This window comes from Klenkia terrae, from assembly GCF_037083865.1.
Classification (GTDB): domain Bacteria; phylum Actinomycetota; class Actinomycetes; order Mycobacteriales; family Geodermatophilaceae; genus Klenkia; species Klenkia terrae.
The window spans coordinates 67538-82967 of the sequence record NZ_JBAPLV010000001.1 but is presented as its reverse complement, the minus strand read 5'-3'; the positions used below and the strand labels follow the sequence as shown (position 1 = coordinate 82967).

Here is a 15430-nt window from a genome sequence, read left to right as displayed (position 1 = left end):
AGCGCTGACTGCACACTCGGTGGATCAGCTCGCCGGGTGCAGCGGCACGCCCAGCTGGGCCGCCCGGGCCGCCAGCGCGCTGCCGATCCTGGCCACCACGCCGGCCAGGTCGCGGTGGTCGGGTGCGGTCACGTAGAACAGCTGCCACCCCAGCTCCTGCACCTCGTTGAGCACCCGCCGGTCCTTGGGCAGCGCGAAGCCTGCCTCGGGCCGGGTCGACGTCAGCACGTGGTTCGAGCCGTCGTACTCGACGGCCAGGCGCAGGTGCGGCCAGGCGAAGTCGAGGTACTTCACCCTCTGGCCGGTCGCCCTGACCAGCCGGTGCTGGGCGACCGGAGCCGGGAGGCCGGCTGCCCGCATGCCGAGGCGCAGCCGGGTCTCCGGTGGTGAGCCGGCCAGACCGTCGGCATCCCGGAGGGCGGCCTGCAGGAGGCGGCAGCCACGGCCGCTCCACCCCGTCGCGGCGCGCCGCAGCGAGGTGAGCGACGCCCGGCCGGCGGCGCAGAACTGGTCGAGCACCACCACCGACTCGACGTGGTCGCGTGCCGGGTCGGCAGCGAGCTCGAGCGCGGCGTGGTCCGGCCACAGCGTCGGGACGTCGCGCAGCCAGGGCGGGCACCCCACCTGGTGGTCGGGGAGGGCACGGCGCCGCACCAGCAGGCCCGGCACCCGCGCGTTGCCCCCGGGAGGGACGGTCACCTCCACCCGTGACGAGTGCGCGGCGCCGTCCGGACCGTCGACGTCCACCTGCCACAGCCAGGCCGCGCTGAGCCCGGTGACCACGGCGCCCGGGAGCAGGACCACCGCCGCCCGCGCCCGCAGCTCGTGGGTCAGCTCCACACCGGCCGCGACGTAGACGTCGGGGAGGACCCGCTGCCACCGCGGCCCACGGAGCTGCGCCGGCGTGAGCACCCCGCCGGCCACGGCTGCGGACCCGCGGAACGGCTCGACGAGGGGCGTCACGGGGGCGGGCCATCGGGTCGGGGCACAGCTGCGGAGGGTGCCGGAGATCGGCGCCCTCCGCTCCCGCTGTCCACAGGCCGCCCCACGCGCACCGAGTGAGCAGCCAGGGCTGTCCACGGCGGGTCCCGACAGCGCTGACTGCACACTCGACGGGGTGGCCCGCGCGGGGGCGGGAACAGGGCCGGGGGTGGGGGGCTTGGTGGCTGAGTGCGCACACTCTCCCGGACCGCGGCGTTCTGGTCGGTGGCGGTGCTGCTGGTCCTGGTGCTCGCGGCCTCCGGCGTCCCGTCCCCGCTGTACCGCGTCTACGCCGAGGAGTTCGGGTTCGGCACCGGCACCTTGACGCTGGTCTTCGCCGTCTACGCGTTCGCCCTGCTGGCGGCGCTGCTCACCGTCGGGGCGCTCAGCGACCACGTCGGACGACGTCCGGTGCTGGCCGTGGCCCTGCTGGTCGAAGCGGTGGCCATGGGGTTGTTCTTCGTGGCCGACGGGGTGTGGTGGCTGCTGGCCGCCCGGGTGGTGCAGGGCCTGGCCACCGGCGCGATGACCGGGGCGTTCGGCGCGGCCCTGCTGGACCTGCAGCGCCGGGACCGCCCGCTGGGCCCGCTGATCAACTCGGCCTCCCCCGGGCTGGGCCTGTCGCTGGGCGCCCTGGGTGCGGCCATCGCCGTCCAGGTGCTGGTCGACCCGGGCGAGTGGGTGTTCGGCGTCCTCGGTGCCCTGTTCGTGGTGGCCGCCGTCCTCGTGTGGCTGGGGCTGCCGGAGTCCTCGCCACGGGTGCCCGGGGCGCTGGCCTCGCTGCGGCCCAGCGTGCACGTGCCGCGGACCAGCCGGCGCGCCTTCGTCGTCGTCCTGCCCTGCCTGGCCGCCACCTGGGCGCTGGGCGGGCTGTACGCCTCGCTCGGGCCCTCGCTGGTCGCCGGCGTCTACGGCGTGGAGAACCACGTGGCGGGCGGGTTGCTGATCCTGGCGCTCAACGGCACCGGCATCCTCGGCTCGCTGGCCACCCGCGGGCTCGCGCCGTCCACCGGGATGGTCACCGGCGCGCTGGTGTTCGTCGTCGGCGTCCTGGGCACCATCGGCGCCCTCGCCGCCGCCTCGCTGACCGCGTTCTACGTCGCCGCCGTCGTCTCCGGGTTCGGGTTCGGCGCGGCGTTCCTCGGCGCGATGGCCACCGTCACCCAGGGGGTCGACGCCGGCGAGCGCGCCGGGCTGCTGTCGGCGGTGTTCACCGTCAGCTACCTGGCGTTCAGCCTGCCGGCGATCGCGGCGGGGCTGGCGATCGGCCCGCTCGGGCTGACCACGACCGCCGAGGTCTACGGCGCGGTGGTGGTCGCGCTGGCGCTCACCGCGGTGGCCGGCCTGGTGCGCGACCGCCGGCCGGTGCCGGTCACAGGAGGCTGAGCCGCCGCTGCTCGCGGAGGGCGGCGAACACGTGGGACCGCAGCAGGTCGGCCATGCTCTCGGCCAGGTCGGTGAAGGCCACCGCCACGTCCCAGCCGTCCTCGTCGCCGATCACGGTCTGCCAACGGCCCGGCAGCGGGAACACCGCACCGCGCAGGAGCAGGCCGACGTCGACGGGCGCGCCCTCGGACGGCGCGGTCGAGGTCGCCTCCAGCCGGCCGCGCATGCCGTTCTCGCTGAGGTCGGTGGTGCGCCCGCGGAAGACCGCACCCGACCCGCGCTCGGTGACCTGGAACCGGAGCCGCAGCGGTGCCCGGACGGCGTCCCGGCGGTTGCCCGGCTCGGTCGTGCCGATCGGCAGCACTTGCCAGCGCACCCCGGTCCGGACCGGCCAGCGCAGCGCCACCCGGGCCAGCACGGTGTGCACCCCCTCGGAGGTGCTCCAGTACAGCCGGAGCGGCTCGGGCACGGCCGGGTCGACCGGCAGGTCGAGGACGACGCTGCCCGCGCGCAGCTGCACGACCTGGGCGGTCACCACCTCGGCGCCCGCGACCACGTCGACGAGTGCACCCGGCACCGGTAGCTCCACGCTCCACCTCCCCTGCGAGGACCGTGTGTCCTGTCGGAGAGGTGATCGGCCGCGGACGGCCCGGCGCGCAGTCCCCGGGCGGGTGATCACCCGCCCGGGTCAGAGCCGGACGACGTCCAGCGCGCCCAGCACCTGCGCCGGGGTGTCCACGACGACCGCGGCGCCCGCCTGCGCCAGCTCGCCGGGACGGGCCGGCCCCCAGCCCGCCCCGATGCAGGGCAGCCCGTGCACCCGCGCGCCGACGACGTCCTGGGCCCGGTCGCCGACCAGCACCGGCTGCGTCCCGTCGGGGTGCTCGGCCAGCGCCAGGGCCACCACCTGGTGCTTGTGCCGGACCCGGCCGTCCAGGGTGGCGCCGTGCACGCTGTGGAAGGCGTCGAGCAGCCCGACGTGGTCCAGGATCCGGCGGGCGAACTCCGCGGGCTTGGAGGTGGCGACGGCCAGCAGCTCGCCGCGGCCGCGGAGCCCGGCGAGCAGCTCGGCCACCCCGGGGTAGACGGGGGCGTCGAACATCGCCCCGGCCGTGTAGTGCGCCCGGTAGGCCAGCACGGCGCGCTCGACGTCGGCGTCCGGCACGCCCAGGACAGCGGCGAACCCGTCCTGCAGCGGCGGGCCGACCATGGCGGTGAGCTGGTCGGCGGTCGGCTCGGGCAGGCCCAGCTCGGCGGCGGCCACCCGCACGGCGGCGTTGATGCCCGGGCTGGAGTCGACCAGCGTCCCGTCCAGGTCGAACAGCGTCAGCGCAGCCACGCCAGGGCCTCCTCGACGGTCGGGACGACGGCCACCCCGGCGGGCAGCGGCGGGCGCCGGACCAGCACCACCGGGATGCCCAGCTCCCGCGCGGCGACCAGCTTGGCGGTGGTCATGGGGCCTCCCGAGTCCTTGGTGACGACGACGTCCACGGCGTGCTCGCGCATCAGCGCCAACTCGTCGGCCACGCTGAACGGCCCGCGGGCCAGCACCAGCACCGCACCCGCCGGCAGCGGGTCGGTGGGCGGGTCGACGCAGCGCACCAGCACCCGGCCCGGCAGCCCGGCGAACGCACCGACGCCCTGCCGGCCGGTGGTCAGGAACGCCGTGCCGCGGACCACGGTGGCCGCCTGCGCCAGGTCGTCCACCCACCGCCAGTCGTCGCCGGGGCCCGCCGTCCAGCCCGGGCGCTGCAGCCGCAGCAGCCGGGTGCCGGTGGCCGAGCAGGCAGCCGCGGCGTTCGCGGTGATGCCGGCGGCGAACGGGTGCGTGGCGTCGACGACGGCGGTCGGGGCGTGCTCGGCCAGCCAGGCGCTGAGCCCGGGCACCCCGCCGAACCCGCCGGTCCGCACCCCGCCCACCGGCAGCACCGGGTCGGTCAGCCGGCCGGCCAGCGAGGAGACGACCTCGACCCCGGCGCCCACCAGCGCGGCCGCGAGCTCCCGCGCCTCCCCGGTCCCCCCGAGGACCAGGACCGTCATCGCGCCCGGGTCGTGGAGTACAGGTGGCTGTCGGGGAACTCCCCGGCGGTGAGGACCGGGCCGACGACGACGACCGCCGTCCGGACGACGCCCGCCGCGGCGACCTGGTCGGCGATGTCGGCCAGCGTGCCGCGCAGCACCAGCTCGTCGTCCCGGGAGGCGCGGGCGACCACGGCGACCGGGCCGTCGTCGCCGTAGTGCTCGGCCAGCTGCGGGGCGAGCTCGGCGATCCGCTGGACCGCCAGGTGCAGCACCAGCGTGGCGCCGGTCGCGGCGTAGGCGGCCAGCTCCTCCCCCGGCGGCATGGCGGTGGACCGCGCCGACGTCCGGGTGAGGACGACGGTCTGCCCCACCCCGGGCACGGTGAGCTCGCGCTTGAGCGTGGCCGCGGCGGCGGCGAACGCCGGCACCCCGGGGACGACGTCGTAGGGCACCCCGGCGGTGTCGAGGCGGCGCATCTGCTCGGCCATCGCGCTGTAGACCGACGGGTCGCCGGAGTGCAGCCGGGCGACGTCCACGCCGGCGGTGTGCGCGGCGACCAGCTCGGCGGTGATGGCGTCCAGGTCGAGGTTCGCGGTGTCCACCAACCGCGCGCCGGGCTGCGTGGTGGCCAGCAGCTCGACCGGCACCAGCGCGCCGGCGTAGAGCACGACGGGGCAGGAGGCGATGAGCCGGGCGGCGCGCAGCGTGACCAGGTCGGCCGCGCCTGGGCCCGCGCCGATGAAGTGCACGGTCATCGGGTGCCGCTCCAGATCGTCACGGGCATGGCCGGCTTCCAGCCGGTGAAGCCGCCGACCGGCGCGGCGCGCTGCACGGCCAGCCGGACCAGCGAGCCGCCGTACCGGGCGTGCCAGTCGGCGAGGACGGCCTCGCTCTCCAGCGTCACCGCGTTCACCACCAGCCGACCGCCCGGGGGCAGGGCGTCCCAGCAGGCGTCCAGCAGCAGCGGGGTGGTCGCGCCGCCGCCGACGAAGACGGCGTCGGGCTGCGGCAGCCGGCCGAAGACGTCGGGCGCCCGGCCGTGAACCACCCGCAGGTAGGGCACGCCCAGCCGGCCGGCGTTGCGGGCGATCCGCTCGGCGCGCTCCTCGACGGCCTCGACCGCGACCGCCCGGCAGGTGGGGTGCGCCCGCATCCACTCGATGCCGATCGACCCCGACCCGGCCCCGATGTCCCACAGCAGCTGCCCGGGCACCGCGGCCAGCCGGGACAGGGTGACCGCGCGGACCTCGTTCTTGGTCAGCTGCCCGTCGTGCTCGTAGGCGTCGTCGGGCAGCCCTGGGGTGGTGGGCAGCGGGGCGGTGCCGCTGAGCGCCCGGCACTCGACCGCGGTGACCACCAGCGGCTCGGCACGGGCGTTCCAGTAGGCCGCCGTCCCGGTGGTCACCGACTCCTCGGGCCCGCCGAGGGCGGCCAGCACGGTGACCTGCGAGTCGCCGTAGCCCCGCTCGGTGAGCAGCGCGGCGACGGCGGCCGGGGTGCCGCCGTCGGAGCCCAGCACGAGCAGCCGGCGACCGGGCTGGACGTGCGGGTGCAGCAGCTCCAGCGGCCGGCCGACCAGCGAGACCACCTCGGTGTCCTCGACCGCCCAGCCCAGCCGGGCGCAGGCCAGCGACACCGAGGACGGCGCGGGCAGCACCCGGACGGCGGCGGCGCCCAGCTCGCGGACCAGCGTCGTCCCGACGCCCGACAGCATGGGGTCCCCCGAGGCGAGGACGACGACGGCGCGGTCGGCCAGCTCGGCGAACAGGCCGGGGATCGCCGGCAGCATCGGCGAGGGCCACTCGCGGCGCTCGGCCGACCCCGGCACCAGGGCGAGCTGGCGGGCGCTGCCGACCAGCACGTCGGCCGCCTCCACGGCGGCCCGGGACAGCGGGGACAGCCCGTCCCACCCGTCGGCCCCGATGCCGACCACGACGACGGGACGGTCGACCGTCACGCGGGCAGGTCGCCCTGCGGGCCGGCGGCCTCGGCCAGCAGCTTCTCGCGCAGCTCGGCGTCCAGCCGGTCGACGTAGACGGTGCCGTCGAGGTGGTCGACCTCGTGCTGCAGGCAGCGGGCGGCCATGCCGGTGGCCTCGATCGAGGTGGGGTCGCCGTGCACGTCGACGCCGTCGACCCGGGCGCGGAAGGCCCGGTCGAGCTCGGCGTAGGGGCCGGGCACCGAGAGGCAGCCCTCCTCGGTGCGCTCGACCTCGGGCTCGCCCTCGACCGGCTCCAGCACGGTGAGCACCGGGTTGACCACGTAGCCGACCACGTCGTTCCCGAGGGCGTCCGGGCAGTCGATGACGAACACCCGGGCGTCCACGCCGATCTGGTTGGCCGCCAGGCCCACGCCGTCGGCCTCCTGCATGGAGGCGAACATGTCCAGCACCAGGTGCCGCAGCTCGCGGTCGAAGCTGGTCACGTCGGCGCAGCGCCGGTGCAGGACGGGGTTGCTGCCGTAGGTGACGATCGGCCGGGCGACGCCGTCGTAACGGCCGGGCAAGCGCATGGGGGCCGATCGTAGTTGGCACCATCTCCCGGGTGGACCTCCCGACCGCCGCCGGCCTCGCCCTGGGCTCGCTGGCCGACCTGGCGCTGGGCGACCCGCGGCGCGGCCACCCGGTGGCCGGCTTCGGCCGGGCCGCCGGTGCGCTGGAGCGGGCGGTCTGGCAGGACTCCCGGACGGCGGGTGCCGGGTACTGGCTGGCCTGCGTCGTCCCGGTGACCGCGCTGGGCCTGGCCGCCGACCGGGTCACCCGGGACCGGCCGGTCGCCCGCGCGCTGGTCACCGCGGCCGGCACCTGGGCGGTGCTGGGCGGCACGTCGCTGGGCCGGGCCGGGTCCACGATGGCCGACCTGCTCGACGACCTGCCCGCGGCCCGCGCGCACCTGCCCACCCTGGCCGGCCGGGACCCCTCGTCGCTGGGCGAGCCGGAGCTCGTGCGGGCCACGGTGGAGTCGGTCGCGGAGAACACCTCCGACGCCGCGGTCGCCCCGCTGGTGTGGGGCGCCGTCGCCGGGCTGCCCGGCCTGCTGGCCTACCGCGCGGTGAACACCCTGGACGCCATGGTCGGGTACCGGTCGGCCCGGTACGCCCGCTTCGGCTGGGCCTCGGCCCGTGCCGACGACGTCGCCAACTGGCTGCCGGCCCGGCTCACCGCCGCGCTCACCGTCGTCGTCGCGCCGCTGGCGGGCGGGTCGCCGTCCGGGGCGCTGGCGACCTGGCGGCGGGACGGCGCCGCCCACCCCAGCCCCAACTCCGGGCGCTGCGAGGCCGCGGCGGCCGGGGCGCTGGGCATCCGGCTGGGCGGCACCAACGTCTACGGCTCCCGGGTCGAGCACCGGCCGACGATGGGCGCCGGCGCTCCGCCGGTGCGGGCCGACGTCCGGCGGGCGGTCGCGCTGTCCCGCGCCGTGTGGACGGCGTCGGCCGCGCTCGCCGTCGCCGTCCGGCTGGCCCGCCGGGGCGCCACCGCCTGACCCGACCGGGGGATTGCGAGGCCCCTGGGCTCCGGAGGCGGGCGCCGCGGCCGATGGATGACCCATGGCTCGCCGTCCCTCCCCCGGCCCCACCGGCCGGGGTGTCCCGCTGTCCGTCTACGTCACCGCGCTGGTCCTGGTGCCCCTGCTCGGGGTGCTGGCGCTCACCGGTGCGCTGGTCCGGTCGGCCGTCGACCGCTCGGGCTCCGCGGCCGAGGCGGCCCGCTCGGTCGCCGCCGTGGCCGTGCTGGAGCGGGTGCGCGTGGCCGTCGAGCAGGAGGTCGTGCCGGTCCTCACCGTCGCCGCCCTGGACAGCCCGGAGCTCGTCGCCCAGCTCGGCCTGCCGGCGATGTTCGTGGAGACGGCCCGCACGCAGGCCGCGACCGGCCTGGAGGCCGCCCGCACCGCCACCGACGCCGCGGTGGCCGAGGTCCCCGCCGACTCCTCCGCCGCGCCGGCCGCCGAGGCGGCCGCGACCGCGCTGGCGCCGTTGCGCGGGGACGGCACGGGCGAGCTGAGCTTCGCCGACGTGGTGGCCACCTACGACGGTTACCTGCAGGTCTCCGACGACCTCGCGCAGGCCCAGCGGCGGGCCGGCGAGGGCGCCCGGGACGAGGACATCTCGGCCACGACGCGCGCCGCGGTGGCCGACGTCGCGCTGCTGTCCCGCACGGCGCAGGCCGCGGGCCGGGAGATCCCGTTGTTCCTCAGCTCGCTGACCGAGGTCGACCAGGCGGTCGGCGCGGAGGACTGGCTCAGCGCCCGGGCCGAGTACCGGGCGGCCGCGGCTGCCCTCGCCGGGCTCACCGCACCCGAGCTCCAGCAGGCCTGGGCGGACGCCTCGGCCACCGGGCCGGTCCCCGCGGTCGACGCCGTGCTCGACGCGCAGGCGGTGCCCGGTGCCCAGCCGATGGGCATCCTCGCGGTGCAGGGTCTGGTGACCCAGAGCAACTCCCGCAGCGCCCAGCTCGCCGACCTCATCGACACCGCCGTCTCCCGGGCCGAGGCCGCCGCGGTGGCCGACCAGGCCGCCGCCCGCTCCACCACGACCACCACGACCGTCGTCTGCGGCGCGCTCGTGCTGCTCACCGCCGCCGCCGTCGCCCTCGTGTGGCGCTCGCTGTCCCGCTCGCTCCGGCGCCTGGCCGGCCGGGCCCAGGACGTCAGCGAGGGCACCCTGGTCGACGTCGAGGTCGGCGGCCCGCGGGAGGTGCGCACGGTCTCCAGCGCGCTGCGCGCCGCGGTCGCCAGCCTGCGCCGGATCCAGGACCAGGCCGGCGCGGTCGCCCGCGGCGACCTGGACCACGCACTGCTCGACGAGCCCCTCCCCGGCCCGCTGGGCGAGGTCGTGCACGCCTCCGTGCAGCAGATCGTCAGCGCCGTCCGGGCACGCCAGGAGCTGCAGTCCGCGCTCACCCACCAGGCCGAGCACGACGCGCTCACCGAGCTGCCCAACCGCGCCCAGGCGCTGCGGCTGGCCTCGGCCGCGCTGCACCGCGCCCAGCGGTCGGGAGCGATGATCGGGCTGCTGTTCGTGGACCTCGACGGGTTCAAGGCGGTCAACGACGGCTTCGGGCACGCCGCCGGCGACGAGGTGCTCCGGCAGACCGCGCACCGCCTGCACGACGCCGTCCGGTCCGGGGACGTGGTGTGCCGGCTGGGCGGCGACGAGTTCGTCGTCCTGGTCGAGCCCGCGGAGTCCGAGGACGACCTGGTCGAGCTGGCCAACCGGCTGGTCGAGACGGTCAGCGCCCCGATCGTGGTGGGCGCCAGCACGGTGTCCGTCGGGGCCAGCGTCGGGATCGCCACCAGCCGGGACGGCGGCACCGACGCCGACGCCCTGCTCGCGCAGGCCGACGCCGCGGTCTACCGGGCCAAGGCCGCCGGCCGCGGGCGGGCCGAGCTGTTCGACGAGGCCCTGCGCGCCCAGCTGGTCGAGCGCAGCGAGCTGCAGGCCGCCATCGCGGCGGGCCTGGCCGGCGGGGAGATGCGGCTGGTCTACCAGCCCGTGCACGACGTGCGGTCCGGAGCCGTCATCGGCTACGAGGCGCTGATCCGCTGGGACCGCCCCGGCCACGGCACCGTGCCGCCGGACCTGTTCATCGGGGCGGCCGAGGCCTCCCGGCTGATCTGCGACCTGGACCGGTGGGTGCTCGCCGAGGCCACGTCGCAGCTGGCCGCCTGGCGCGACGCCCCCGGGCCTGCCCGCCCCGGCGAGCCGACCGTCGCGGTCAACATCTCCGGCCGGCACCTGGTCGACTCCCGGGTCGTCGCCGACGTGGCCGCGGCGCTGGCCGCCTCCGGGCTGCCCGCCGAGCTGCTGGTCCTGGAGGTCACCGAGACCGTGCTCGTCGACGACCCGACCGCCTACGAGCACCTGGCCACCCTGCGGGCGACCGGCGTGGGCATCGCGATCGACGACTTCGGCACCGGGTACACCTCGATCGGCCAGCTGCGCAGCATGCCGGTCGACACGCTCAAGATCGACCGCAGCTTCATCGCCAGCGACGAGCCGTCGCACCGCACCCTGGTCGGGATGATGATCCACGCGGCGCACGCCTTCGGGCTGACCGTCGTGGCCGAGGGCGTCGAGGAGCCGTGCCAGCTGGAGGCGCTGCGGGCCGACTCGTGCGACCAGGTGCAGGGCTACCTGATGTCCCGCCCGGTGCCGCCCGAGGAGGCCGCCGGCGCCGCCGACGACGGGGTGCAGCGCGCCCGCCCGCAGCACCCCGCCCCCACACGCTGACCCCTCAGCGTGGATCAGGGGGGTGCCGGGAACTCCGTCCTCCTGCACCAGATCTGGTGCAGGAAGACGGAGTTGCGCGCACCCCCCTGATCATCGCTGCCCCCGGGGGTCAGCGGGCCGGGGTCGGCCAGGTGCCGGGCGCGACCGGGTGGCTGCGCGGCGGGTCCGCGGGACCCCGGCCGCCGCGGCCGGCGACCACCAGGGTGGCCACCGCCAGGGCGCCGCAGGCGAGCAGGAACAGCAGCAGGAGAACTCCACCGGTCGTCATGCGGCAACCTTGGCGCAGGGTGGACTGGTGCCGAGCGGTCCACCAGGGCATGGTGGCCTGCATGCCAGTCAGCCTCGAGCAGTCCACCCCGGTCCACGAGCTGGCCAGGTTGCTGACCGGGCCGGCCCGGCACGACGGTCCCCGGTACGCCGCGCTGGCCGCCCGGGTGCAGGAGCTGCTGGGCACCGGCGCCCTCCCGGTGGGCACCCGGCTGCCCGCCGAGCGCGAGCTGGCCGAGGCGCTCGGGGTCAGCCGGGTGACCGTCGCCAGCGCCTACCGCACGTTGCGCGAGGAGGGCTACGCCCGGACCCGGCACGGGTCGGGCACGGTCACCGAGCTGCCCCGGACGCCGGCCGCCGCCTGGCCGCTCCCCCTGGACGGCGAGGACGCGGTCAACCTGGCGCACGCCGCCCCGCCGGCCTCCCCGCACCTGCTGCCGGCCTACACCCGCGCGCTGGAGCTGCTGCCCGGCGTGCTCGCCACCTCCGGTTACCACCCCGACGGCCTGCCGGCGCTCCGGCAGGCGGTCGCCGACCGGTTCACCGCCCGGGGGCTGCCCACCGACCCCGAGCAGGTGCTGGTCACCGCCGGGGTCATGGACGCCGTCGGCCTGGTCACCTCGGCCCTGCTCAACCCCGGCGACCGGGTGCTGATCGAGCACCCCACCTACCCCAGCGCGGTGCGGATGCTGACCTCGCTGGGCGCGCTGCCGGTGCCCGTCCCGGTGGACGCCGACGACCCCGACGCCCTGGTCGCCGCGGCCGACGTCGCCGCCCGGCAGAGCGCACCGCGGATGGCCTACCTGATGCCCGACCACTCCAACCCGACCGGCGCCTCGCTGTCCGCGGCCGGGCGGCGCCGGCTGGCCGCGACCCTGTGGCAGCAGGGCACGATCGCGCTGGTCGACGAGGTCGCCGCCGACCTCGAGCTCGACCACCCCGACCGCACCCCGCCGCCCCCGTACGCCGCCGGCGTGCCGGACTCGGCCACGGTCACCGTCGGCGGGTTGTCCAAGTCGGTCTGGGGCGGGCTCCGGGTCGGCTGGGTGCGCACCGACGCAGCGCTGACCGCCCGGCTGGCCGACGTCTACGCCCAGCGCCAGCTGTCCGTCGGCGTCCTCGACCAGCTCGCCGCCAGCTTCCTGGTCGCCGACCTGGACCGGGTGCTGGTCGACCGGCGGGCCGAGCTGCGGGCCAACCGCGACCTGCTCCGCGAGCTGCTGGCCGAGCACCTGCCCGACTGGACCGTCTCGGCCAGCACCGGCGGGCTGTCGCTGTGGTGCCGGCTGCCCGAGGGGCTGAGCTCCGCGGCGCTGACCCGGGCGGCGCTGGCCGAGGGCGTCCGGGTCGCCGAGGGCCGGGCGTTCGGCACCGGGGCGGCGTTCGACGACCACCTGCGGCTGCCGATCGTGCGGCCGGGCGCCGAGCTGCGGGAGGCGGTCCCGGTGCTGGCCCGGGTCGCCCGGGCGGTGCACGGCCGGGCCGACCGCGGTCCGTCGTCCTCGGTCCGCGCGGTGTGAGCCGGGTCCCTCGTCGGGTCTCGACGGCCTCGGGGGATGATGCCCGGGTCGCCGAGCTCGAGAGGGAGGGATCTGTCCGGGTGTTCTACCTCCTGGCCCGTTTCGTGCTGCGCCCGCTGTTCATCCTGACCTGCCGGCCCACGGTGGTGGGGAAGGACCGGGTGCCCCTGACCGGGCCGGTGCTGCTGGCCAGCAACCACCTGTCGTTCATCGACTCCATCGCCATCCCGCTGATGGCCCCGCGCAAGGTCGGCTACCTGGCCAAGGCCGAGTACTTCACCGGCACCGGCATCAAGGGCTGGTTGACCAAGACCGTGTTCACTGCGCTGGGCGCCCGGCCGGTCGAGCGGCAGTCCCAGCGCGCGGCGCAGGCCGGGCTGGACACGGTGCTGGCCGCCCTCAACGCCGGCGAGGCGTTCGGCATCTACCCCGAGGGCACCCGCTCCCGCGACGGCAAGCTGGCCCGCGGCAAGACCGGGGTGGCCTGGCTCGCGCTGACCGCCGACTGCCCCGTCGTCCCCGTCGCCGTGCACGGCACCGACCGGGTGCAGCCCGTCGACGCCGCCTGGCCCCGGCCGGCCAAGGTGACCATCACGTTCGGCGAGCCGCTGACCTTTCCGGAGCAGCGCGGCCTGGCCGGGAGGGGACCGGCCCGGCGGGTGGTCACCGACCGGATCATGGAGGCCATCCACGCGCTGTCCGGTCAGGAGAAGACCGGCTGGTGAGCGGCGCGCTGCTGGTGGCCGGGACGACGTCGGACGCCGGCAAGTCCGTGGTGACCGCGGGGATCTGCCGCTGGCTGGTCCGGCAGGGCGTCTCCGTGGCGCCGTTCAAGGCGCAGAACATGAGCAACAACTCCGGGGTCACCGCCGACGGCGCGGAGATCGGCCGGGCGCAGGTCTTCCAGGCCGCCGCCGCCCGGGTCGAGCCCGAGGCTGCGATGAACCCGGTGCTGCTCAAGCCCGGCGGGGAGAACTCCAGCCAGGTCGTCGTGCTCGGCAAGGCGGTCACCGACGTCACCGCGATGAGCTACCGGAGGCTCAAGGCGCAGCTGTTCGAGCAGGTGCTCGCCAGCCTGGCGGACCTGCGGTCGCGCTTCGACGTGGTGGTCTGCGAGGGCGCCGGCTCCCCCACCGAGATCAACCTGCGGGACACCGACATCGCCAACATGGGCCTGGCGACCGCGGCCGGCCTGCCCGTGGTGGTGGTCGGCGACATCGACCGGGGCGGGCTGTTCCCCGCGCTGTACGGCACCGTCGCGCTGATGCCGCCGGCCGACCAGGCGCTGGTGGCCGGGTTCCTGGTGAACAAGTTCCGCGGGGACACCCGGCTGCTCGCCCCCGGCCTGGACACCCTGCAGCAGCTCACCGGGCGGCCCACCCTGGGCGTCCTGCCCTGGCTGCCCGGGCTGTGGCTGGACGTCGAGGACTCCCTGGACCTGGACGGCGACCGCGGCCCGGCCCTGCCCCCGGTCGGCGAGGACGTGCTGCGGGTGTCGGTGGTGCGGCTGCCCCGGCTGTCCAACTTCACCGACCTGGACGCCCTCGCCGCCGAGCCCGGCGTCCTGGTCCGGTACGCGACGAACCCCGCCGAGCTGGCCGACGCCGACCTGGTGGTGCTGCCCGGCACCCGGTCGACCGTGTCCGACCTGGCCTGGCTGCGCGAGCGCGGCCTGGACGCCGCCCTGGCCCGGCGGGCCGCCGAGGGCCGACCGGTGCTGGGCATCTGCGGCGGCCACCAGATGCTGGCCCGCACGATCACCGACGACGTCGAGTCCCGGTCCGGCACGGTCGCCGGGCTCGGCCTGCTGCCCACCGACGTCGTGTTCGCCCGGGAGAAGACCCTCGGCCGGCCGGCCGGGAGCTGGCGCGGGCACCCGGTGACCGCCTACGAGATCCACCACGGCGTGGTCACCGCCGACGCCGGCGAGCCGTTCCTGGACGGCGTCCGGGTCGGGGCGGTCTCCGGCACCACCTGGCACGGCGCGCTGGAGAACGACGACTTCCGCCGGGCCTTCCTCGCCGAGGTCGCGACCACCACCGGGCGCCGGTTCACCGCCGCGGCCGACACCGACTTCGCCGCCGTCCGGGAGGCGCGGCTGGACGCCCTCGGCGACCTGGTCGAGTCCCACGCGGACACCGACGCGCTGTGGCGGCTGATCGAGGGCGGCGCGCCGGCCGGGTTGCCGATGCTGCCGCCGGGGGCAGGCTGGACGACGTGACCTCCCGCCGGTCCCTCACCCTCCCCGTCGTGCTCGCGCTGGTGCTGGTGCTGGCCCTGGCCGCGTTCGCGACCTCCTCCTTCGCCGACGGCCGGCCGCTCACCGGGGTCCTGCTCGTGGTGGCCGCGCTCGCCGCGGCCTACGCCGCCGTGCTCGAGGTCCGTCGGCGCGACGCCGCGGAGATCTCGCAGGGGGCCCTGGCCGACTGGCCCCCGGAGCGCGTGCACGCCACGGTCAGCCGCATCGACGGCGACGTACCGAGGGTCCGGGCGGTGCGCCGGGCCGACCCCCGGCTGACCCTGGGCGACGCGGTGACGCTGGTCCGGTCGGTGGCACCGTGAGCGACCTGCAGCGCTTCGTGGACGCCCAGGACCCGGTCTGGGACGACGTCCTGGCCGAGCTGCGCGCCGGGCGCAAGCGCACGCACTGGATGTGGTTCGTGTTCCCGCAGCTGGCCGGGCTGGGCCGTTCGTCGACCGCGCAGCACTACGCCGTGGCCGACCTGGACGAGGCCCGCTCCTACCTGGCCCACCCGGTGCTCGGCCCGCGGCTGCGGGAGGCCTGCGACGTGCTGCTGGGGCTGACCGGGACGACGGCGTCGGCCGTGCTCGGCTCACCCGACGACGTCAAGCTCCGCTCCTCGATGACCCTCTTCGGCGCCGCCGAGCCCGACGAGCCGCGGTTCCCCGCCGTCCTCGAGCACTGGTACGACGGCCCGGACGACGCGACGCTCCGCCTGCTGCGCCCGCGGGGGTGAGCCGCGCCGCGGTGGGGTGAGCCGCCGCCGACCGCGGCCTCCCCCACC

16 protein-coding genes are annotated in these 15430 nt (G+C 76.8%); 8 read left to right on the top strand and 8 right to left on the bottom strand.

The genetic code is table 11. The annotated features are described in order from the left end of the window. Window positions 1–24: 24 nt before the first annotated feature. Window positions 25–963: a hypothetical protein gene (locus UXQ13_RS00420; protein WP_225236067.1), complete on the bottom strand. Its 939-nt coding sequence runs from the start codon at window positions 961–963 to the stop codon at window positions 25–27. Window positions 964–1170: 207 nt separating this feature from the next. Between UXQ13_RS00420 and UXQ13_RS00415 the strand changes: the two genes are divergently transcribed. After that, window positions 1171–2367 carry an MFS transporter gene (locus UXQ13_RS00415; RefSeq protein ID WP_225236152.1) on the top strand — a complete coding sequence of 399 codons (1197 nt, stop codon included), beginning with the start codon at window positions 1171–1173 and terminating at the stop codon, window positions 2365–2367. Here UXQ13_RS00415 and UXQ13_RS00410 read toward each other — a convergent pair. The 6 genes from UXQ13_RS00410 to def form a co-directional block, all read right to left on the bottom strand. Further along, complete coding sequence (locus tag UXQ13_RS00410) at window positions 2354–2956, bottom strand: PilZ domain-containing protein (protein ID WP_336391605.1); 603 nt, start codon at window positions 2954–2956, stop codon at window positions 2354–2356. The two genes, UXQ13_RS00415 and UXQ13_RS00410, sit on opposite strands and share 14 nt — an antisense overlap. Before the next feature lie 99 nt (window positions 2957–3055). Then, window positions 3056–3706, bottom strand: a complete 651-nt coding sequence (locus UXQ13_RS00405; protein ID WP_225236150.1) for an HAD hydrolase-like protein — start codon at window positions 3704–3706, stop codon at window positions 3056–3058. Further along, window positions 3694–4407 carry a cobalt-precorrin-6A reductase gene (locus UXQ13_RS00400; protein ID WP_336391604.1) on the bottom strand — a complete coding sequence of 238 codons (714 nt, stop codon included), beginning with the start codon at window positions 4405–4407 and terminating at the stop codon, window positions 3694–3696. Before UXQ13_RS00400 ends, UXQ13_RS00405 begins: the two co-directional genes overlap by 13 nt. Then, window positions 4404–5144: a precorrin-4 C(11)-methyltransferase gene (gene cobM / locus UXQ13_RS00395; RefSeq protein ID WP_225234357.1), complete on the bottom strand. Its 741-nt coding sequence runs from the start codon at window positions 5142–5144 to the stop codon at window positions 4404–4406. Before cobM ends, UXQ13_RS00400 begins: the two co-directional genes overlap by 4 nt. Beyond that, on the bottom strand, window positions 5141–6346 hold the full coding sequence (gene cbiE / locus UXQ13_RS00390) for a precorrin-6y C5,15-methyltransferase (decarboxylating) subunit CbiE (RefSeq protein WP_225234356.1): 1206 nt from the start codon (window positions 6344–6346) through the stop codon (window positions 5141–5143). Before cbiE ends, cobM begins: the two co-directional genes overlap by 4 nt. Beyond that, window positions 6343–6900, bottom strand: a complete 558-nt coding sequence (gene def / locus UXQ13_RS00385; RefSeq protein ID WP_225234355.1) for a peptide deformylase — start codon at window positions 6898–6900, stop codon at window positions 6343–6345. Before def ends, cbiE begins: the two co-directional genes overlap by 4 nt. A 32-nt stretch (window positions 6901–6932) precedes the next feature. On the opposite strand from def, the gene UXQ13_RS00380 reads away from it, so the two are divergent. Both UXQ13_RS00380 and UXQ13_RS00375 read left to right on the top strand, forming a co-directional pair. Then, complete coding sequence (locus UXQ13_RS00380) at window positions 6933–7871, top strand: cobalamin biosynthesis protein (protein WP_336391603.1); 939 nt, start codon at window positions 6933–6935, stop codon at window positions 7869–7871. A 64-nt stretch (window positions 7872–7935) separates the two neighbouring features. Continuing rightward, complete coding sequence (locus UXQ13_RS00375; protein WP_336391602.1) at window positions 7936–10617, top strand: putative bifunctional diguanylate cyclase/phosphodiesterase; 2682 nt, start codon at window positions 7936–7938, stop codon at window positions 10615–10617. 109 nt (window positions 10618–10726) lie between these two features. On the opposite strand, the gene UXQ13_RS00370 is transcribed toward UXQ13_RS00375, so the two are convergent. Beyond that, window positions 10727–10885, bottom strand: a complete 159-nt coding sequence (locus UXQ13_RS00370) for a hypothetical protein (protein WP_336391601.1) — start codon at window positions 10883–10885, stop codon at window positions 10727–10729. Window positions 10886–10946: 61 nt separating this feature from the next. Here UXQ13_RS00370 and yczR point away from each other — a divergent pair, with 61 nt between their 5' ends. The 5 genes from yczR to UXQ13_RS00345 all read left to right on the top strand — a co-directional run bounded on the left by yczR (window position 10947) and on the right by UXQ13_RS00345 (window position 15382). Then, window positions 10947–12404, top strand: a complete 1458-nt coding sequence (gene yczR / locus UXQ13_RS00365; protein WP_225234351.1) for a MocR-like transcription factor YczR — start codon at window positions 10947–10949, stop codon at window positions 12402–12404. Window positions 12405–12484: 80 nt separating this feature from the next. After that, a complete protein-coding gene (locus UXQ13_RS00360; protein WP_225234350.1) occupies window positions 12485–13129 on the top strand; it encodes a lysophospholipid acyltransferase family protein in 645 nt (214 codons plus the stop codon). Next, complete coding sequence (locus tag UXQ13_RS00355) at window positions 13126–14625, top strand: cobyric acid synthase (protein WP_225234349.1); 1500 nt, start codon at window positions 13126–13128, stop codon at window positions 14623–14625. The genes UXQ13_RS00360 and UXQ13_RS00355 overlap by 4 nt, the downstream gene beginning before the upstream one ends. Beyond that, window positions 14622–14966, top strand: a complete 345-nt coding sequence (locus tag UXQ13_RS00350) for a hypothetical protein (protein ID WP_225234348.1) — start codon at window positions 14622–14624, stop codon at window positions 14964–14966. The genes UXQ13_RS00355 and UXQ13_RS00350 overlap by 4 nt, the downstream gene beginning before the upstream one ends. Then, window positions 14963–15382 (top strand): DUF1810 domain-containing protein, encoded by a 420-nt coding sequence (locus UXQ13_RS00345; protein WP_225234347.1) that lies wholly within the window; start codon window positions 14963–14965, stop codon window positions 15380–15382. Before UXQ13_RS00350 ends, UXQ13_RS00345 begins: the two co-directional genes overlap by 4 nt. Window positions 15383–15430 lie beyond the last annotated feature (48 nt).